Annotated in this window: 10 protein-coding genes and 1 pseudogene; 6 read left to right on the top strand and 5 right to left on the bottom strand. The window is 73.6% G+C overall.

Annotation, left to right across the window (positions count from 1 at the left end; all coding sequences use genetic code 11):
* Nucleotides 1–34: 34 nt before the first annotated feature.
* The 3 genes from Ani05nite_RS36855 to Ani05nite_RS36845 all read left to right on the top strand — a co-directional run bounded on the left by Ani05nite_RS36855 (nt 35) and on the right by Ani05nite_RS36845 (nt 2,527).
* Nucleotides 35–1,330, top strand: coding sequence for a vanadium-dependent haloperoxidase (locus Ani05nite_RS36855; protein ID WP_203776208.1), 1,296 nt, complete (start codon nt 35–37; stop codon nt 1,328–1,330).
* 198 nt (nt 1,331–1,528) lie between these two features.
* Complete coding sequence (locus Ani05nite_RS36850) at nt 1,529–2,050, top strand: pyridoxamine 5'-phosphate oxidase family protein (protein WP_203776206.1); 522 nt, start codon at nt 1,529–1,531, stop codon at nt 2,048–2,050.
* Nucleotides 2,051–2,116: 66 nt separating this feature from the next.
* Nucleotides 2,117–2,527, top strand: a complete 411-nt coding sequence (locus tag Ani05nite_RS36845) for a hypothetical protein (RefSeq protein ID WP_203776204.1) — start codon at nt 2,117–2,119, stop codon at nt 2,525–2,527.
* 178 nt (nt 2,528–2,705) lie between these two features.
* Here Ani05nite_RS36845 and Ani05nite_RS36840 read toward each other — a convergent pair whose 3' ends face one another.
* Both Ani05nite_RS36840 and Ani05nite_RS36835 read right to left on the bottom strand, forming a co-directional pair.
* The gene (locus Ani05nite_RS36840; protein WP_203776203.1) at nt 2,706–3,143 is read right to left on the bottom strand and encodes a hypothetical protein; all 438 of its coding nucleotides are present in this window, start codon (nt 3,141–3,143) and stop codon (nt 2,706–2,708) included.
* 45 nt (nt 3,144–3,188) lie between these two features.
* Nucleotides 3,189–11,003: an RHS repeat-associated core domain-containing protein gene (locus tag Ani05nite_RS36835; RefSeq protein WP_203776202.1), complete on the bottom strand. Its 7,815-nt coding sequence runs from the start codon at nt 11,001–11,003 to the stop codon at nt 3,189–3,191.
* 451 nt (nt 11,004–11,454) lie between these two features.
* Between Ani05nite_RS36835 and Ani05nite_RS36830 the strand changes: the two genes are divergently transcribed.
* On the top strand, nt 11,455–14,550 hold the full coding sequence (locus tag Ani05nite_RS36830; RefSeq protein ID WP_203776201.1) for a DNRLRE domain-containing protein: 3,096 nt from the start codon (nt 11,455–11,457) through the stop codon (nt 14,548–14,550).
* A gap of 94 nt (nt 14,551–14,644) precedes the next feature.
* On the opposite strand, the pseudogene Ani05nite_RS42480 reads toward Ani05nite_RS36830, so the two are convergent.
* Nucleotides 14,645–14,764 (bottom strand): annotated as a pseudogene (locus Ani05nite_RS42480) (IS110 family transposase); the annotation flags it as partial.
* A gap of 32 nt (nt 14,765–14,796) precedes the next feature.
* On the bottom strand, nt 14,797–16,305 hold the full coding sequence (locus Ani05nite_RS36825; protein ID WP_203776200.1) for an FG-GAP repeat domain-containing protein: 1,509 nt from the start codon (nt 16,303–16,305) through the stop codon (nt 14,797–14,799).
* 410 nt (nt 16,306–16,715) lie between these two features.
* On the opposite strand from Ani05nite_RS36825, the gene Ani05nite_RS36820 reads away from it, so the two are divergent.
* Nucleotides 16,716–16,949, top strand: a complete 234-nt coding sequence (locus Ani05nite_RS36820) for a hypothetical protein (RefSeq protein WP_203776199.1) — start codon at nt 16,716–16,718, stop codon at nt 16,947–16,949.
* On the opposite strand, the gene Ani05nite_RS36815 is transcribed toward Ani05nite_RS36820, so the two are convergent.
* The gene (locus Ani05nite_RS36815; protein ID WP_203776198.1) at nt 16,950–19,256 is read right to left on the bottom strand and encodes a heavy metal translocating P-type ATPase; all 2,307 of its coding nucleotides are present in this window, start codon (nt 19,254–19,256) and stop codon (nt 16,950–16,952) included.
* A gap of 183 nt (nt 19,257–19,439) precedes the next feature.
* Here Ani05nite_RS36815 and Ani05nite_RS36810 point away from each other — a divergent pair, with 183 nt between their 5' ends.
* Complete coding sequence (locus Ani05nite_RS36810) at nt 19,440–20,171, top strand: DUF2202 domain-containing protein (protein ID WP_203776197.1); 732 nt, start codon at nt 19,440–19,442, stop codon at nt 20,169–20,171.
* Nucleotides 20,172–20,176: the final 5 nt, after the last annotated feature.

Raw genomic sequence — 20,176 nt, 5'->3', positions numbered from 1 at the left:
GGCGGAACGCCGGCTCGACACCCTGGAGGAAGCCATGCGCAGGATCATCGTCGCGGTGCTGCTGGGGCTGGTCTGCACGGGGCTGGGCGCGCCGGCCCGTGCGGGCGCCCCGGCGCGCGGGTTCGACGGCGTCCGCGGCTGGAACGAGGCCGCGTTGCAGGCGGTCCGCGCGCTGCGGGCCAGCGACGCCGACGCGGCCCGCTGGTACGCGATGCTCAACGTCGCCATGTACGACGCGGTCAACGGCATCGTCGGCGGGCGCGGCGAACCGGCCCGCGAACCCGCGCTGGTGACCGGGCGGGGCCCGCGCGACGGCGACCCGTTCGCGGCGGCCGTGGCGGCGGCGCACACCGTGCTGGTGGCGGTCGACCCGGCCCGGGCGGCTGAGTACGACGCCCGGCGCGCGGCGGACCTGGCCCGGGTGGCGCCGGGGCACCGCCGGGCCGAGGGCGTCCGCTGGGGCGAGCAGGTGGGCCGGGAGGTCGTGCGGGCGCGGGCCGACGACGGCTCCTCGCCGGTACGCAGCCAGCCCGCAGGCGCCGGCCCGGGCGTCTTCCGGGCCGAGTGGTCCGGCGTGCAGTACGCCGACGTGCGCCCGTTCGCCGTCCGGGATCCCGGCGCCTACGTGCCCGGCCCGCCGCCCGCGCTGGACAGCGTCACCTATGCGGCGGCCTTCGCCGAGATCGCCGTGCTGGGCGACGCGCGCGTGCCGGCGCCGGACCTGCTGGCCACCTACCAGTTCTGGTCGCTGCCGGCCGGCTCCGACCAGCCGCCCGGCGAGTGGATGCGGATCGCGCTGACCGCCGGCGGCGACCGCGGGCTGTCGCTGGCCCGGGGCGCCCGGATGACGGCGCTGGTGAGCATGGCCCTGGCCGACAGCACGGTGACGACCGTGCGGACCAAGCAGACGTACCGGCACTGGCGGCCGACCACCGCGATCCGCGAGGCCGACACCGACGGCAACCCGCTGACCTCGGCCGACCCGGCGTGGACGGCGCGCTCCGGCTCGGTGGGCGGCACGCCGGAGTGGACCTCGGGCCACAGCTCGTACAGCAACGCGGCGGCCACCGTGCTGGCCGGCTTCTTCTGCTCGGACAACGTGGGGTTCAGCCTCGCCACCGACACCGCGCCGGCCGGGCAGGCCCGCACCTACCCCAGCTTCTCCTCGGCCGCCGCCGAGGCCGGCCGGTCCCGGGTGTACGGCGGTCAGCACTTCGCCTTCAGCGACCGGGCCGGCCAGGCGATCGGGCGGGGCGTCGGCGACGAGGTGTTGGCCACCCGGCTGCTGCGGGAGCAGGGCCGGACGCACGTCGGCTCCTGCCCGCTCTGACCGGGCGGCGCGTGGCTGGCGGCCGCGCCCGGTCGCTGGTGGACCCAGAAGGCCGGCGCGGGACTGACGCCCGGCCCGGTCCCGCCCCGCGCGGGTGACCGGGGTCTGTCGCGCGCCGACCCGGGCCGTTGGCCTCTACGCGCGCCGGCGCCGCCCCTGCTTCGCTGGGGCCGTACCGTTGTGGGAGGGAGAGCCACCATGTCCGTCTCCACGCCTGCGGGTGCGGCGCAGCGCCCGGCCGCCGCCGGTCCGCAACTCACCGCCGACCAGATCTGGCGGGCCGTCACCAAGGCCTCGTTCGCCGTCCTCGGCCACGTGACGCCGGCCGGGGCGCCCCGCTCCAGCGGCGTCGTCTACTGCACCGCCGGGCCCCGGATGTACGTGGCCGTCGCCCGCGACAGCTGGAAGGCCCGGCACGTCGCCGCCCACGGGGAGGTGGCCGTGACCGTCACCGTCCGCCGCGGCGGCCTGCTGGCCCTGCTGTTCCCGATCCCGCCGGCGACCATCAGCTTCGCGGCCCGCGCCGTTGTGCATCCGGCCGGGACGCTGCTGCAGTCGCCCGAGCTGGCCGGCCTGGCCCGGCTGGTCCCGCCCGGGCGGCGGGAGGCCTGCGCGATCATCGAGATCACCCCGGTGGGCCACTACGTGACGTACGGCCTGGGCGTGCCGCTGCTGCGGATGCGCGACACGGTACGGGCGCGGGCCCGGGTCCGCGTCTGACCGTCGCCCGGCCGCCGGCTGTGCTGTACTCGGGGTGATCATCCGCAGCCGGCGTTGGGACACCGCGTGACCGCTACCGCGCCGCCGACCGGGGCCCGCGTCTCCCGGGTGGTGGTCTCCGGCCTGCTGGCGGCGGGCTGGGGCGCCGACCTCTTCGCCGACGTGTCCGACGTCTGGACAACGGTCGTCCGGTTCCTGCTGACCACGGCCGGGACGGCGATCCTGGTGGGAGAGCTGACGGCGCAGGCGGGCCGGGTGGCCCCGGGCTCGACGGCACGCTGGGCGCGCTCCGACACCGCGATCGTCGCCGTGCTGGGCGGCTACGCGGCGCTGCTGCTGGCCGCGCTGATCTTCGGGCATCCACCGGGGCACCAGCGCACGTCCGGTACGGCGTTCATCGTGCTGTACGTCGTGCTGGGCGGGTACTACGGCTGGGCGCGGGGGCGCGTGGTGGCCCGGGGCCCGGGTGCCGGCTGAGGCGCGTTCGAAGGCCGGCCGGACGGGCGCGGCCCGCCACTGCGCGAGCCACGCCTCCGCCCCGGCGACACAGCCTCCAGTGTCGCCGGCACCTCGCTGAGCTCGACGGTCGTCCGGCCCGGAGCCGGCTCGTAGGTCCCGCACCGTACTTCCACGCTCGCCTCCGCGGGCCGTCCGGTCAGGCGACCCGGGCCTCGCCGGCGATCGCGAGGCCGCCCTTGATCGCCAGCCAGCGCAGCGCCTCGTACGCGATCGGGTCGTCGTCGTGCTCGAGGTGGACTACCAGGCGACGGTCGTCCTCGTCGACGACGACGTCACCCAGGCGCCAGTCCTCGTTGTCGGCGGAGAACCAGTGCACCCAGTTGGAGACCGACCATCCGGAGTCGCGCTCGAAGGCCACCTTGTCGGGCGCGGCCCGCCACTGCGCCAGCCACGCCTCGGCCTGCTCCGTGGTGCGCTCCGGCGCGAACGCGTCGAGCAGCCACGGCGGCGCCGTGTACAGCACGTCCTCCGGGTCGGCGTCCCGCTGGTCGCGGAGCGCCGTGAGGAGCTCCGCCACCTCGCGGACCCGCTGCCCGGAGCCGGGTGCGCCGACCAGTTCCACCCTGGTTCGCATCAGTTTCCCACCGTGCCGTTCCTGTCGTGATGATCCCGCCGGCCGCTAACCGACGGCGCCGCTGTTGGGCACTATGTACTCCAGCATCAGCCTGGTGTTGAACGGTTTCAGACCGTACTGGTCCGCGGCCGGATGGTCGACGGAGATCGGCCTGGTCGGGAACTGCTTCGACATGCTCTCCGGCACCATGTCGGCCCGCAGGTAGTCCAGGAACTCGCGCTTGACCTTGAAGCTCTTGATCACCGAGTCGGAGAAGCCCTGCTCCAGCCGCTTGGCCAGGAACTCCTCCGCGCGGGCCCGGTTGTCGAAGCCCAGGAAGAGCGTCTTGTTGGCCCCGCGGACCAGCACCGATCCGTCCTCGTGGACCCGGATCCGCTCGTTCGCGGCGCCCTCCACCCGGTAGACCGTGACGTCGCAGTTGTGGACGAGCAGCGACGAGCCGCCCGCGACGACGTAGTACGTGTGCAGGTCCCCGACCGTGAGGTTGTGCACGGCGGCCTGGCTGCTGGTCGACCGGTCCACGGCGGTGATCTGCACGAAGGTGCCGGCGCTGGTCCGCAGCCACTGGCCCGGCTGCAGCTCCGTGGCGGGAACCCAGTCGGCCAGCTCGACGACCCAGAAGGGGTGGCCGTCGGTGGCGGTGACCTGGGCGCCCTCGTCGCCGTCGCCGTCGCCGTCGGTGTCGACCGTGACCCGCACCAGGTTCTTGTCGCCCTCACCGCGGATCTCGGCGGTGACGGCCTGCGCCTGGTTCTCGCCGGTCCGCGAGTCGTGCGACTCGACCTCGTCGCCGGCCCGGACGTCCTCGATGGCCTTGGTGGACCCGTCCGCCATGAGGACCTGGGTGCCGGGGAGGAAGCTGTTGCAGGTGTCACCCCCGTCGGGGCCGTCGCCGGACTTGCCGGAGCCTCCCCCGCCGCTGGTGCCGCCGTTGCTGCGGCTGGACCCGCCGGACGAGCCGCCGGGTTTGGCGCCGGAGCCGCCGCCCTTGCCGCCGCCACCGCCGGACGACGCCGCGCCCGGGTTGGCCTTGGCCTGGGCGTCCTTCTGTACCGGATTACCGGTCTTCTTCGCCGCGTTGACCGCGTCGTTGCTGGTCGTCCTGGCCTTCTCCGCGGCCTTCTTCTGGGCGGCCTGGGCGGCCCGTTTGGCCCGCTCGATCGCCGCCTTCTTGGCCTGCAGCGCCATGCGTTCCGCCGCCCGCGCCGTGGCCAGGACGGCCTCGGCCGCCTTCTTGGCCGAGCGCCAGGCCTGGATGGCGTTGATCGTGCGGTCGATCGCCTTGGCGATCTTTCCGACCTTCATGAGCTTGCCCCAGGGAATCATCCCCAGGATCAGGCTGCCGCAGGCCCACAGGTCGCCGCCGAAGCAGTTCATGGCGTCGGTGAGCCCGATGAACTCACTGAGGATGCCCCACGCGGCGGACAGGATGATCGAGCTGAGCGAGCGGTTCGCGTTGGCCTGGGCCTCGGCGACCTGCGCGGGGCTCAGGCCGACACCGGCCAGCGCGGCCGCCATCTCGGTGGCGGTCAGCGCGACCGAACCGACGGACAGACCGGTGGGGTCGGCGTGCGTCACCGGGTTGTTGTGGGCGTAGGCGTAGCCGTTGGACTGCTGCGGATCCGCCAGGTCGAGCACCGGGTCGGCCGAGAGGAAGCGGCCCACCACCGGGTCGTACAGCCGGGCCCCGAGCGGCACGAAGCCGGAGGCGTCGTCGCGCTTGGCCCCGAGGAAGCCCTCGTTGCTGGCGATGTGCATGCCGAGCGGCACGGTGCCCCGCTGGTTGCCGAACGGGTCCTGCTTGCGGATCCGGACCTGCATGGTGCCGCTGAGGCCGACCTCGGCGTACGGCGTGCCCTGGTGGTCGCCGACGACCGCGGTCAGGCCGGCGGCGCCGTAGCCGTAGGCGTTGCGGATCACCGTGCCGCCCGGCGACGGGTACGAACGCTGCGTGTTGACCGGCGCGCCGCCCTGCTGGACGGTGAGCTGGGCCTCGCCCAGGAACAGGGTCGCCTGCTTGCCCTGGACCGTCAGCAGGCGGCTGCCGTCCGGGGCGTAGATGTGCCGGGTCTCGTTCTGCGCCTGCCACTGCTGGGCGGTGGCGGTGCCGGCGCAGGTCGCGAGCACGACGGGCGTCGCGTCCGTGGTGGCGCCGTCCTTCACGGCGACGCACAGGCCGGAGGCGACGTGGCTGAGCTGGTTGGTGGCCGCCAGCCGGCGCACCTGCTGGGCGGCCGAGCCGTCGCACTTCTGCAGCTGGACGAGCGACCCGGCCGTGGTGCCGGCCGGCTGCAGGCACCAGCCGTCGTGGATGACCATGGCGCCCAGGTTGGCGTCGGCCTGACCCGGGGTCGGCGCGAAGCGCCACTTCTGGGCGAGGCCGCCGTTGCAGGTGTACAGCTGGATCGGCTGGGCCGCCACCGGCAGGGCGGACTTGAGGTCGAGGCACTTGCTGGCCAGGCCGACGTAGGACGTCTTGCCGTTCTCGCCCTGACCGGAGATCCGATCGATCCGGCCGTCGTGGGTCCAGGCCAGCTCCTGCTTGTCGCCGTTCTGCTGCGACGTCACCAGCTTGGTCTCACCGGTCAGCTCGTAGAGCCGCTCGGCCTCGGCCGTGACCGCGGCGCCGGACGGGGTCACGTACTTCTTGGTGACCTTGGTGAGCGTTCCCGGCTGGCTGCCGTCCGCCTTGCCGTAGCCGTAGTCCGTGGTGGCGTCCTTGGCGGTGGCGCCGGTGATGTCCTTCTGGACGAGCTTCTTGCGGTTGCCGAGCAGGTCGTACTCGTACTCCTGCCAGTAGCCGGTGTTGTCCTTGCCCGCGGCCACGTTGACGGCGCCGTCGGCTCCGAGCGGCCCGGCGGAGCAGGAGTCCTGGTCCTTGGCGGTCCAGGCCTTCTTCAGCTGGCCGAGCGGGTCGTGCGTGAAGCACTGCCGCTCCTCGATCCCGACGGCGTGCTCGCGGATCGTGGTGACGTTGCCCGCGTCGTCGTAGCCGTAGGAGCGCTGCGAGACCAGGTTGCCGCCGACGATGGCCTTGTCGTCGGACTTCTCCCGGTACACCTGCTGCTGGGTGAGCGCGCCGCTGGCGTCGTCGTAGTTCGACAGGGCCCACACGCGGTAGGGCTGGGCGCCGAGCGTCGAGCGCAGCACCTGGCCGTGCGGGGAGTACACCGTCTCGGCGCCGTACCAGTCCTTGCCGGACACCGAGAGCGGCAGGCCGTCCTTGGTGTAACGAACCAGCAGCTTCTCCTCGGTGAAGCCGCCGACCGCCGGCAGCGTCGCCGACTCCATCAGGCCGGTGTCGGTGTACGCGTAGGAGTAGGTGTACGACGGCTTCAGACCCCAGGTGCCGGCGACGGTCTGCGGCAGTGTCAGCGTGGTGGAGGTCGGCTGGTAGTCATCGGTGTAGCCGCCGATGCTCTGCGTGTAGCCCAGTCCGTCGGTGTAGCGGGTGGAGGCGGCGGGCAGGCCCTTGCCGCCGGGGGCCGTGTCGTAGGTGAAGGAGGCCACCAGCGGACCGGTGCTGTTGTCCAACCGCTGCTCGATCGGCCGTGACAGGGCGTCGTAGGCGTTCCAGACCGTGGCGCCACGGGCGTTGGTGGCGGTCAGGGGCCGGTCGTAGTCGTCGTAGCTGGTGCTGGTGGTCCCGCTGTCCGGGTCGGTGGAGTTGATCAGCCGGCCGCGCCGGTCGTAGGTCCAGGACCAGGAGAGCTTCGCGTTCTCCGAGTTGGACGCCCTGGTCAGCTGATTCCGGGCGTCGTACTGGTAGGCCATCGAGGTGAAGGCCGTGCGGCCGGCGTCGGTGAAGGTGTCGACCCGCGTGGTGCGGCCCAGGGCGTCGGAGTACGTCCGGTAGGAGGCGGCCCCGGCCGGGTTGATGACCGTCGAGTAGTCCGCGCCGTACTCGTACCTGGTGGCCCGCCCGGGCATCTCCTCGCCGCGCAGCACGGGCAGTTCCCTGACCACGCGGCCGAGCCCGTCGTAGGAGTAGCGGGTCGTGTTGGGCACGGGCGCGTCCGGCTTGAACAGCTGGCCGCTGGGCGTGCCACCGGTGTAGTAGGCGTTGTTGGTCTCGTAGACCTCGCCCGAGCTGTTGTACAGGGTGTCGCTGATCAGGCGGCCGCCACCGGTCGCCTCCTCCTGGCTCTGCCGCGCGCGGCCCAGGCCGTCGTAGATGGTGACCGAGGTCTGGATGCGGCCCTCGTGTCCGCGTGTCCTGGTGGTGACGTAGGGCGGCTTGCGCTCGCTGCTCGCCGGGTCGGGCGTGGTGTAGATCGCCTCGAAGTCCGGCACCGCGGTGGTGGCGCGCCCGGGACCCCAGGCCTTGCGCAGGCGGCCCAGCGGGTCGAACTGCGCCTCGCTGACGTGCCCGTTGGCGTCGGTGGTGCGGACCCCGACGCCGCGGCCCGGCTCCACCTCGCGGATCTGCTCGTGCAGGAGCGGGTTCTTCTCCCGGATCCGGAACGCCTGCCCGGTGGCCGGCTCGTAGGTGAGGGTGGAGGCGCGGTTGTCCCGGTCGGCCTTCGACGTGACCCGGCCGATCGCGTCGAAGGCGGTGGTGCCCTCGAGCTGGAAGCCGGTGCCGTCCGCCTTCAGCGAGTAGGTCTGGGTCGCCAGACCGCGGGTCGTGGCGGGCAGCGCCGCGCCGTACGGCTGGTCGTCGTAGCCGGTGCGCAGCGCGGACGTCAGCGAGCTCAGGTCGTCGAAGTCGGCGTCGGCACAGGTGGTCGGGCTGGTCCGAACCTGCCGGGTGAGGCCGATGATGTTCTTGCCGGTGTGGTGGACGTAGTCGAGCGCGGCGCAGGACTCGTCACCGGTCCGGCCGGTGTCGCCCAGCGACTCGACCCGGGTGGGCAGGCCGTAGGTGTTGTCGAAGCTGGTGCGGCTCTCGACCCGGCGCTCGGTGCGCTTGTCGTCGCCGGTACCCGAGGACCGGGTGTGGGTGACCTGCTTGGCGTCGAGGACCCGCCACGCGATGAGCGGGCTGATGTCGTCGGCGCCGCGGTCGCGCCGGGCCAGCTCGACGGCCTGCGGATAGGTGATGCTCCGGGTGAGCCAGTCGCCGTCGGCGTCGTCGGCGGAGGTGTAGGTGAGCGCTTCGGCGATCCGGCCGGCGAACGGCTCGCGGTCCTTGGCGATCTCCGCGCCGGTGATGTCGTCCATCGGCACCGTGTCGCCCATGCCGCGGAAGTACCGGGTCACCGACTTGGTGCGCTTGCCGCCGAAGTTCGCGTTGTCCTCGCCGGTCAGCACGGTCAGCTGCTGGAAGCCGGCGAACTGCGAGTAGGTGCGGGTGGACTTCTTGGTGAACTCCTGCTCGGCGAGCTTCCAGCCGGCCTTGTCGTAGGCGTACCGGGTGGTGGTGCCGAACGCGCCGTCGACGGCGGGCAGCTCCTCGACGCTGTCGACCACGTACTTGTGGAACCAGTCGATGTCCTCGACCGCCGGGTCCGGGTGCCAGAACGCCGGGTAGCACAGCCTGGTGTTGCTCTTGAGCGCGGCGGTGTCGTTCTTGCCGGGCAGCCCGGAGCCGCTGGCGCAGGCGCCCTCGGGCTTGGAGTACGTGATGACGGTCTCGCCGCCGTACTCGTTGATCACGCGGCCGATGCGCAGCCGGGAGAAGCCCGGGCGCGGGTCGTTGGCGCCGCGCAGCACCCGGTTCGGCATGTTGTCCACGTTGGACTCGAAGCGCACCGGGTTGAGGGTGACCTTCTCGTCGGTGGTGCCGTTGCGCGCGTAGCCGGTGCGGGTGATCGACTCCAGCCAGAGCGCGGTGTTCGGTCCGGTCTTGAGGATCGGGAAGGACTGCTTGAGCTGGTAGTCGTCGACCACCTGGCGGGCGGTGGTGTCGGTGCGCCGCTGCGCCGAGGTGGTGATCTTGTCGAGCCGCTTGCGGGAGAAGAAGGTCGGCGCGGCGTTCCAGCACAGCACCTTGGGCGTGGGCGCCGCGCAGCGCAGGTTGGCGGGCGTGTCGTACCAGATCCGGTAGTCGCCGGGGTTCTTGCTGGCGAAGTTCTCCTCGGTGCAGGTGGCGGCGCCCTTGTCGTAGCAGCGTTCCGCGACCGAGAAGCCGACCCGGGCCGGGGCGGTCGCCGTGAACAGGCTGTCCCGGCGCTGGCCGTAGTCGATGTGGGTGAGGTAGCCGCCGCGGTGGTACTTGACCGGCTTCTTCCAGTCGAAGCCGCGGGCGTAGTAGTTCTCCTCCTGGGCCCACCACAGGCTCATCGCGTTGCCGTGCACGTCCTCGACGTAGTCCAGCGACCAGCGCCAGCCCTCGGTGCAGAAGGACTTCTTGTAGTCGGCGGTGGTCGAGCCCCGGTAGCAGGGCTCACCCGCGTGGTTGCTGTAGACCGGGACGGTCAGCACGGACCGGGTGACCGGGTCGTCGGCGTCGTCGCCGTGGTCGGACCAGCCGGGCAGCCGGTTCAGGCCGAAGTGGTACTTCGTGCCGTCGCGGGTGGTGACGATCCAGTACTCGCCGTCCTGGTCGCCGTTGGCCTTGCCGGTGTCGAACTTCTGCTCGATCACGGAGCCGTCGCCGTTGGCGGTGACCCACTTGTCCTGGCCGGCGTCCCAGACCAGCTCGGTGCTCATGCCGCCGAGCGACAGGGTGGCGTTCTTGGAACCCCAGCACAGGTCGGCCGTCTTGAGGTCGGTGTTGTTGGCGCCGGCCTTCTTGGAATCCTGCTTGCAGTTGGCGTACGTACGGGTGATCGACCCGGCGCTGTAGTCCCAGCCGTCGCCGATCCAGGAGGCCTGGTTGTTGGTCGCCGAGGTGCGCCCGTCGACCGACTGCGAGGAGTAGCCCAGGTTGACCTTGGGCATCAGGCCGCCGGCGGTCTCCGGCACCTGCACCTGGTACGAGTAGGTGAACGCGCCCGAGGACGAGCCCGCCGCCCACGAGCCGGACGACAGCAGCGGCGTGGCGGTGAAGTCGCCGGCCGCCGAGGCGCCGGTGTCCATCGCGCCGACGACACCGCCGTCCGTGCCGGCCAGGGCCCGCCTGGTGACCCCGCCGCCGGCGCCGCCGGTGCCGGAGTCGTCGAGCAGCTTGTCGAGCGGCACGTCGGCGCTGACGATGCGCCGCTTCGGCGCGGCGGTGGCCGAGGCGGTACGGCTGAGCGTCGTCGCGGTGGCGGCCGACTCGATCCGTACCTCGCTGGGCACGGCCTCGGCGGTCCCGCCCGCCGGCTCCTCGCCGGTCTCGCCGGTGGAGGCGCACTCGCCGGTGCCGGGCGCGTCGTAGACGCAGTCCGGCAGCACGACGATGCCGAACCGGTCGGCGGCCTGCGGGCCGTAGAGGTCGGCGAAGGTCGTGTAGTCGACGCTGAGGGCCACCTCGGCGTCCGGCGCGGCGGTGGCCGGCGGGACGATCTTCATGATCAGGCCGGCCACGTCGGACGCCTGCGACGCCTCCGGTGCGGCGAGGTCCACGGTCCAGCTGCCGGCGAGCGCGGCCGGGTCGCCGCCCTCGGGCACGCCCAGGGCGATCGGCAGGTCGTCGACCGGCTTGCTGGCGCCGGGCTCGAGGCCGGTCAGGTCGACCACGCCGCTGTCCTGCTGCCAGGGGGCGACGGCGGTCGGCTGGTACTCCTCGACCGGCACCTCGTCGGCGGTGGTGAGGTCGGCCTCGGCCTGCTCGTCCTGCCCGGCGGGCGCCGGCGTGGGCAGCTTGGGCAGGGTGACCGCGGCGTCCTCGCGGGACATGCCGTCGCCGGGGACGCCCAGCGCCCGGGTGGGCAGCATGGTCGCCACCAACGTGGCCGACAGACCCAGGATGAGCGCCTGACGGGCACGGCCTGGCCGGCGGGCACCGAGGGGCCGGCGACCACGCCACCACAGCGGACCTGTTCCACGCATAACGAGTCGACTCCCACCCAGGCGAGGACGAAAAGAAGAAGTGCACGAGACACGGAGACGCACCCGCCGGACGAGACGCACGGCGCATGCGTGGGGCGACTCTCCGGCAGCCGGCGGCCAAACTCAACGTGACAGAGAGTGACAGTCCTCGATCCATGGTGATCCCGGTCACATCACGATCTTGATCATCGCCAGACATTGAGCCGTTTATGGATCTTGAGGATATGCCGGACATCCGGCCTAACTATGGCCCGTATAAGTCGCCGAAGCGTCCATATGGGACGGCGTCGATCCGTCGCCATACGCGACATCACGGATCGATAACGGTCACGGGGTAGACGGGCCGCCGGGGTGCCGTGCGATCGTGTCGGCGCTTTCTGCCCCGGCCATTCGCCGGACGGGGCCGCCTGTGCTGTCCCCATTCCGCCTGGTCCCACGGGAGTAGACCGCCGTGACTGTGCCTCGCCTCTTCAGTTGCTTCGTGCGTACGCGTACCCGGCTGATCTGCACCTCGGCCCTGCTGGTGGCCGCGCTCGTCGCCGCCGGCCTGGCATGGTGGCCGTCGTCGCGCGCCACGCCTCCGGTCCCCGGCGCGGGCGCCGTGCCGTTCCGGGACGAGGCAGCCGCGCTCACCGAGGCACGGGCGTCCAAGAAGGACGTCCTGATCGACTCCGCCACCACCGCCACGTCGCTTACCTGGGCGCTGCCGGACGGCCAGCGGCGCACCCAGGTGCACGCCGTGGCCCAGCGCACCCAGGACGCGCAGGGACGGTGGGCCCCGGTCGACATGAACCTGACCAGCACCGGGGAGGCCCCGGACGGGCTGAGCGTGCGGCCGGGCAACCCGCCCACCCCCGTACGCTTCGCCGGTGGCCCGGCGGCCCGCCCGGGCGGCGACGGCGACACCGTGCTGGCCGAGATGGAGATCGGCGGCCGCACCATCGCCTACACCTGGCCGGGCACGCTGCCGGCGCCGGTGCTCGACGGCTCCCGGGCCCTCTACCCCGAGGTGCTGCCCGGCGTGGACCTGCTGCTGGTCGCCCGGCCGGAGGGCGGCTTCGGCCAGCTGCTCATCGTGAAGACCCGCGCGGCCGCGGCCGGCACAGCGCTCGCCTCGCTCAGCTACGGGCTGCGGTCGGCCGGCGCGGTGTTCCGCCGCGACGCCGCCACCGGCGGCGTGCGGATCCTGGACGCGAAGACCCGGGCCGAGATCGGCGCGATCCCCACCCCGTTCGCGTGGGACTCCGCCGGCCGGGACCCGGAGTCCCCCGAGGCGCCGCGCACCTCCACGGCCACCCCGGCGGACGTGCTGAAGCTCTCCGGCCTCAGCGGCCTGGAGCCCGGCGCCCGCCAGGCCCCCATGCCGACCCGCCTCGACGGCGACGGCACCGGCGCCGCGCGCCTGCACCTCGACGCCGCGGCCACCGGCCTGCTCACCGACGCCCGGACCCGGTTCCCGGTCTTCCTCGACCCGCCGATCAACAGCGGCGACCAGGCCTGGACGTTCGTGCACAAGCAGAACGCGAACAGCAACTTCATGAACGGCACCAGCTACAACGGCGGCACCTCCGACGCCCGGGTGGGCTACGAGAGCGAGAACGGCGGCCTGGCCCGCTCGTTCTGGCGGATGGGTTTCAAGAACATCAAGGACGCCGAGGTCAGCGCGGCCACCTTCAAGGTGCTCAACAACCACTCGTGGTCCTGCACCTCGCGCGAGTTCCAGCTCTGGTTCACCGGCGCCATCTCCTCGGGCACCACCTGGAACAAGCAGCCGGCGTGGACCGCCCTGCAGCAGAAGAAGTCCTTCGCGTACGGCTACGGCAGCTCCTGCGCCGACGACTACGTCTCGTTCAACATCCGGGACGCCGCCCAGCGGGCCGCCGACGTCGGCGCGACCAACCTGACGCTCGGCCTGCGCGCCACCACCGAGACCGACACGCAGACCTGGCGCAAGTTCGCGGCCACCACCGCGACGCTGGAGGCCACCTACAACACGCCGCCGCCGGAGCCGACCACCGGCGTCTCCTCCCCCGGCGGGGCCTGCGTGACCGGCGCCACCGGCGCGCTCGGTGTCACGGTCGCCAAGACCAACATCACGCTGTCGGTCAAGGCCACCGACCCGGACGGCAACCTCAGCAAGGTGCGCTTCCAGTTCTGGAAGTCCGGCACCACGCTGCCCGCCGGCACGGCCGTCACCCCGGACAGCACCGGCAAGGCGAGCCTGACCATCGCCTCCACCACCCTGGTGGACAAGACGACCTACTCGTGGGCGGCCCGGGCCGAGGACACCTCGAGCGCGGAGTCGACGTACTACCCGCCGGGCACCAACACCTGCCTCATCACCATCGACGCCACCAAACCCAGCCCGCCCGACGTGGACAGCAGCGTCTGGCTGGAGGCCACCCCCGACGGCGCGACCTGGTCCACGGTGAAGTTCGGCTCGACCGGCCCGGTCACCTTCAAGTCGCCGGACGCCAAGAAATTCGAGTACTCCTTCGGGTACGTCGGCCCGACCCCGGTCACCACCACGACGGGCACCTACACGGTGCAGAACCTGGCCCCGCGGCACTCCGGCCCCAACACGCTGGTCGTGTACGCCTACGACGCCGCCGGCAACCGCAGCGACGCCACCCTCTACCACTTCTACGTGCCGCCCCGCGACACCGCCGACGGGCCGGGCGACGTCGGCGGCGACGGCCGCGCCGACCTGATGGTCGTGGACGCGTCCGGCCGGCTCCTCACGCTGCCCGGCGACGTGGACGGCGAGCTGTACGGCAACCTGGCGGCGTCGTACTCCACCGGCGGCAAGCTCAACCCGGCCGGCCACTGGCTGGACCCGGCCACCGGCAAGGCGGCCCTGATCGCCAAGTTCGGCGACGCGTACCCGGGCGACGGCACCACCGACCTGTTCGCCCGCACCCCCGACGGCGGCTTCTGGCTCTACCCCGGCGACGGGTACGGCAGCTTCAACGTCGACCAGCGGCTGCGGGTGCTGCTGCCGGCCAACGCGCCGGCGCCCTCGACCTGGACCCAGGTCAAGGCGATCGGCGACATCACCGGCGACAAGCTGCCCGACCTGGCCGTCCGGGCCGGCACGGCGTTCTGGCTGCTCAGCGGCTACACCGGCGGCAGCTTCCAGCAGGCGACCCTGATGGAGGGCACCGCCTGGGCCCGCGCCGAGATCGTCAACATCGCCGACATCGACCTGGACGGCACCCCGGACCTGACCTGGCGGCACCTCGACACCGGGATCATGAACCTGCGCCACGGCAAGCCCGGGACGGTCGCGGGCAGCGTCAACCTCGACTCGCTCAAGACGGCCGCGGCCTCCCGCGCGGGCGACGTGCAGTACGGGACGGGCTGGGGCGCGGCGAACATCTACGCGGTCATCGGCATCCCGGACGTCAACGGCGACCGCGTGCCGGACATGTGGGCCGTGTCCGGGGTGGACGGCACGACCCGGATCTACCACGCCACCACCACCTACGGCGGCGCGCAGAAGACCGTGCTGTCGGTGGACTGGCGGGGCATCAAGGCATTCGGGTAGGCCGGGCGGGACGCGAAGGCCCGGGCAGCTCGGCTGCCCGGGCCTTCGCGTGCGCCCCCGGACAGCGGTCGAGGCCGGGGGTGCGCCAAGGGTTGAGCTGGCCGAGGTGGGCAGGGGACGTTGTCGCGAGCACAGCGGCGGCATCGGCGTCGCGGGCGTCGGTCTTCGCCGCGCCGGGGTGCAGGTCAGCGATCCGGCGCGGCGCCAGTCCGGGCCGTCTCGGCCGCGGGTAACGGGGGGGGTCCGTCAACCGGCGAGGATGCGGGCCTCGGTGCGGCCGCCCGCGGTGCCCCACTTCTGCACCACCACGAGGTCGAACCGGCCGTCCTGGTTCCAGTCCGTCACGGCCAGGCTGTGCCGGGCGTCCGTGCTGACCGGCGCGACGCTGTTCTTGACCAGGAAGCTCCGGAAGCGGGTGGCGCCGTTGAGCACCTGGAGCACGGTCCGCTCGCTCTTCGCGCCGGACCGGCGCAGCACGACCAGGTCCGGATAGAGGTCGCCGTTCCAGTCGGCCACCGCGAACGAGTGGTCGGCGCCGGCCCGGCCCAGCGCGGTGACGCTCTCCTGCAGGTAGCGCTGGAAGTTCGAGGCGCCGTCCAGCACCCGCACCTCCGTCTTGCCGCTCGCGGTGCCGCACCGCCGCACCACGACCAGGTCGGGGTGGCCGTCGGCGTTCCACTCGGCCACCGAGAACGCGTGGCAGGCGTCGGCCGGGCCGAGCGCGGTGGCGGTCTCCAGCAGGGTGCGCTGCAGGTACGAGGCGCCGTCGAGGATCTTGACCACGGTACGCCCGCCGGCCGGGCCGGGCCGCTGGATCACCAGCAGGTCGGGGCGGCCGTCGGCGTTCCAGTCGGCCACGGCGAAGTCGGGCGGGGTGTCGGTCGCGGGCAGCGCGGTGGCCGTGTTCAGCAGCAGGTGCTGGAAGTCGTAGGCGCCGTTCACGACGCGTACCTCGGTCTTGCCGGTGACCGTGCCGGACGGCTGCACCACGACCAGGTCGGACTCCCCGTCGCCGTTCCAGTCGGCCAGCAGCACCTGGTGCCGCTGGTCGAGCGCCGCCGGGAAGCCCGGCACGGTCTTCAGCAGGGTCGTGCCGAACGGGCCGGCCTTCTTCCCGCCCGGCCCGGGCCGCGCGGGCGGGGGCGCGGCGGCCGGGCCGCTCCACAGCTGGGCGACGATCAGCCGGGCGTCGTTGGCCTCCGGCGCGTACGCGGCGGGATAGCGCGAGACCTGCACCCGCTGGCTGATCTGGCCGATGTCCCCGGCCGCCCAGCCGTCGCCGGGATGCAGCCGGATCATCTTGTCCAGGAACGCGTCGGTGGCGAAGCGGGGGTCGAGCAGCTGCTCGGGCCAGCCCCAGCCCATCGACGGACGCTGCTGGAACAGCCCGAGGCTGTCGTGGTCGACGGCGACGGTGTAGTTGTGCAGCGTGCTCTCGGTGATCGCGGTGGTCACCGCGATCACGGCCGCCCGCACCGGCAGGCCGCGCCGCTTCACCTGCTCCACGATCGCCCGGGCGCACGAGATGGTGTAGCCGTTCACGGACCGGCCGAGCCGCCGCCCGGTCATCGCCGGGCGCAGGCGCTGGGCGATCGCGGTGTCGGCCGCGGTGACGCCGGCGGGGTGGCACGAGGCGGTGGCCGGCGCCGCCCGCAGGGCCGCGGGGACCGCGGCGCCCGCCGGGGCCGGCGCGGCCAGCGACGCGGTCGCGACGGCTGCGGTCAGCAGCACGCCGGGCACAGTGGACAGCCTCATCACATCTTCCCCCCGCGGGAACGGGCCGCAGCTGCGCGTGGGCGACGCGGCCCGGCGAGTTCGTCCCCTCGACAGCGACCCTAACAATTCGGTCACCGGAGCGCCACGCCCCGATGCGCCACTTCCCGACCTTCGTACCGGCACCGCACGACCTCCGCCTCCGGCCGCCGCCCGGCGGCGCCTCCACGGTCGCCGGCCGGGCCGTCGGCCCCGGCCTCTCCCCGCCGCGCCGCGCCGGACGGCCACATCGCCCTGTCGGTGCTGCGCAACGCACGGCCACTTCGTGCAGGTCGGCGGGCCGAGCGTCATGACGGTCAGCCCGTCCGTGGCGGAGACCTCGGTGTCCGCCGGCGACCTGACCCTCGGCCCCGGCCGTCGGCGGTCACCGCTACGGCACGCTGGCGGTCACCGTGCGGCACCGCTGGGGCGTCCGCCCGGCCCGCCTGAGCATCGAGTTCTTCCCGGGCGCGGGCCTGGAGCGGGCCGGCTCGTCCTGGCCGCCGATCGTCACCACGCCGACCAGCCCGTGGATCGGGGTCAGCCTCGACCTCGGGGTCGTCGGCGCCAACCGCGCCGGCGCGCCGATCAGCGAGGCGATGGGCTGGAACAACGGCGCCACCGCGACCATCCGGACGGTGGACTGATCAGGGGCGGGACGGCGGGTCCGGGTCCGGTACGAGGCTGAAGGCGCCCTCCTCCTCCTGCGCGTTGTGCAGCCGCAGGATCGCGTAGAGGCCGTACAGCAGCCGCCGTACGTCGGTGACGTCCTCGGCCTCCGCCTCCTGGACCAGGTCGTCCACCGTCCGGCGCAGGCGCCCGATCTGATGTTCGATCTCGGCGTGGGTGCGGCTGAGCCCGCTGGTGGCCTCGACGCCGCCCAGCGCCCGCGCCATGATCGGCAGCAGCTCGGCCTCCTCGGCGTGCTCGTGGGCCAGCAGGCGCACCTCGAGGTGGTCCAGCAGCTCCCGGACCGGGCGCAGGTCGTACGGCGGCCGGTTCAGCGCGTCGGCGACCGTGCGGACCTGCTCGACCAGGGGGCGCACGTCGCGGTGCTCGGCGTACAGCCGGCGGGCGGTGGCGACGTCGGCGGGCCGCATGGTCACGGTGTGCGAGCGCCCGGGCAGCAGGGCGGTCAGGGCGACGGCGATGGCCGCCAGGTCGATGCCTTCCTGCAGCAGGGCGCCCGCGGCGGGGGGCAGGAGACCGGCCGCCGCCACGAGCATCGCCGCCATCGACATTCCCATCCCGGCCCCGACCGCCCAGCCGGCGATGACCCGGCAGCGCCGGGCGATGAGGATGGCGTCGGCCAGCGCGTCGATGCGGTCGACGGTGAGCACCACGTCGGCGGCCTCGGCGGACGCGGTGGCGCCGCGGGCCGCCAGGGCGACTCCCACGCCCGCCGCGGCCAGCGCCGGCGCGTCGTTGATGCCGTCGCCCACCATGATCGTCGGGGCCAGCTCCTGCTCGGCCCGGACCAGGGCCAGCTTGTCCGCCGGGTCGCACTCGGCGTGCACCGCGTCGACGCCGACGACTTGGCCGACGGCCTGCGCCGTGTCGGCCCGGTCGCCGGTCACCAGCACGACGCGGTCGATGCCGGCGCCGCGCAGCGCCCGGACCATGCGCGGGGCCTGCGGGCGTACCGGATCCTCCAGCAGCAGGACGCCCGCCGGCCGGTCGTCGACCGCCGCGAACACCGTCAGCGAGCCGTCGAGGGCGGCGCGCCGGCGGGCGTGCCGGACCCAGGGCGGCACCGGGCCGCCGAGCACCCACGCCGCCTTGCCGAGCCGGACCCGGTGGCCGTCGACCACACCTTCCACCCCGTAGCCGTGCCGCTCCTGCACCCCCTCGGGGGCGACCAGGCGCAGGCCACGGTCGTGGGCCGCGGTGACGAGGGCGCCGGCCAGCACGTGGGCCGAGCTCTGGTCCAGGCTCGCCGCGAGGCGGAGCACCTCCCCCGCCGCCAACCCGGGCTCCACCGGGGTCACCACGTCGGTGAGCACGGGCCGGCCGGCGGTCAGCGTGCCGGTCTTGTCGAACAGCACGACCCGGCCCGCGGCCAGCCGCTCCAGGGCGCCACCGCCCTTGACCACGACCCCGCTGCGGGCCGCGCGGGACAGCCCGGACATGATCGCGATGGGGGCGGCCAGCAGCAGCGGGCACGGCGTGGCCACGACCAGCACCGCCACCGCCCGGACCGGATCGCCGGCGACGGCCCAGGCCACGCCGGCCAGCAGCAGCGTCACCGGGACGAAGGCCATCGCGAACCGGTCCGCGAGCCGCACGAACGGCGCGCCGGCCGCCTGCGCCTGCTCCACCAGCCGAACCACACCGGCGTAGGTCGATGCCTCGGCGGTCGCGGTGGCTGTCAGCCGTACCGGCGAGCCCGCGTTCACCACGCCGCTGCGGACGTCCTCGCCGGCGCGCCGCTCGACCGGCAGCGGCTCGCCCGTCAGCGCCGACTCGTCCAGCACCGCCGGGCCGCGCAGCCGGCCGTCCACCGGAACGATCTCCCCGGCGCCGACCACGAGCCGGTCACCGGCCACCACCTCGGCGGCCGGGATCTCGACCGGCCCCGACGGGGTGTCCCGCCGGGCGGTACGCGGCGCCCGGGCCACCAGCGCGCTGAGCTCCCGGCGGGCCCGGGCCGCGGCGCGGGCCTCCAGCAGCACGCCGCCGGCCAGCATGACCGCGATCACCGCGCCGGCGAACGCCTCGCCGACCCCCAGCGCCCCCGCGAGCGCCAACCAGGCGATCACGTCGACGCTGGGCTCGCGCCGCCGCACCGCCGCGATCAGCGACGCCGTGGAGTACACCAGGCCAAGCACCGTCGCGGTCACCCACGCCGCCTCGGCCGGGCCCCGGGCGCCCGCCGCGACGGCCGCCAGCCCGGCCGTCGTCAGCAGCGTCACCGCGGCGAACAACGCCTGCTCCCGTCGCTGCCACCACCGCATACAGACCTCCACCGGGCGGGGACGGAGCCGGACGTCCGTCGGCGCGCCTTCATGATCGGGCCCGGGCCGGCGCCCCGGCAGGGCCACAAGACCTCGGGTTTCTCCACACGGTCTCCACACCGGATGCATCCGGTCCGCACCCGGGCGCGGGAGGCTGAGATGCAGCACGAAAAGGGAGGAATCATGAACGCGACAACCCGCCGGGCGGCCGTCCTGGCCACCGCCGGCGCGCTGGGACTCGGCGCGATCGCGGCGGCGGGCCCGGCCCTGGCCCGCTCCGACGTCTTCACCGCCACCCGCACCACGGCCACCCGGCAGGACCCGGGCGGCGCCGGCTACGGCATGGGCGGCATGGGCATGGGCACGGGCGGCTACGGGATGGGCGGTAACGGGATGGGCGGCAACGGGATGGGCATGGGCGGCGGCTACGGGATGGGCGGCGGCATCTGCCCCGGCGCCGGGGTCACCGCCCCGAGCGGCACCCTCACCGATCAGCAGAAGCGTACGCTGGCCGCAATGGCGCAGGAGGAGAAGCTGGCCCACGACCTCTACGTGACGTTCGCGGGCAAGTACGACGCCCCGGTCTTCGACCACATCGCCGTCGCGGAGACCCAGCACCTGACCACCGTGCGCACCCTGCTCACCCGGTACGGGCTCGACGACCCCACGGCCGGCGTGGCCGCGGGCCGGTTCAGCGACCCGGCGGTGCAGGCCACCTACGACCGGCTGCTCGCCCGCGGCACCAGCCGGGCCGAGGCCCTGCGGGTGGGCCAGGAGGTGGAACGCACGGACATCGCCGACCTGGACCGGGCCCTCACCGGCCTGACCGCCCCCGACGTCACGCAGGTCTACCAGCACCTGCGGATGGCCTCACAGCACCACCTGACCGCATTCACCAGCTGGGCGAACCGGTGACCCGG

The sequence above is a fragment of the Actinoplanes nipponensis genome, assembly GCF_016862275.1.
Taxonomy (GTDB): domain Bacteria; phylum Actinomycetota; class Actinomycetes; order Mycobacteriales; family Micromonosporaceae; genus Actinoplanes; species Actinoplanes nipponensis.
Note: the sequence above shows the minus strand (reverse complement) of the source record. Positions and strands in the feature narration are given on the sequence as shown.

Coding starts and splice junctions, on each gene's coding strand:
- Ani05nite_RS36855 (WP_203776208.1), top strand. CDS start 35: ATGCGCAGGATCATCGTCGCGGTGCTGCTGGGGCTGGTCTGCACGGGG.
- Ani05nite_RS36850 (WP_203776206.1), top strand. CDS start 1,529: ATGTCCGTCTCCACGCCTGCGGGTGCGGCGCAGCGCCCGGCCGCCGCC.
- Ani05nite_RS36840 (WP_203776203.1), bottom strand. CDS start 3,143: ATGCGAACCAGGGTGGAACTGGTCGGCGCACCCGGCTCCGGGCAGCGG.
- Ani05nite_RS36835 (WP_203776202.1), bottom strand. CDS start 11,003: ATGCGTGGAACAGGTCCGCTGTGGTGGCGTGGTCGCCGGCCCCTCGGT.
- Ani05nite_RS36825 (WP_203776200.1), bottom strand. CDS start 16,305: ATGAGGCTGTCCACTGTGCCCGGCGTGCTGCTGACCGCAGCCGTCGCG.
- Ani05nite_RS36815 (WP_203776198.1), bottom strand. CDS start 19,256: ATGCGGTGGTGGCAGCGACGGGAGCAGGCGTTGTTCGCCGCGGTGACG.
- Ani05nite_RS36810 (WP_203776197.1), top strand. CDS start 19,440: ATGAACGCGACAACCCGCCGGGCGGCCGTCCTGGCCACCGCCGGCGCG.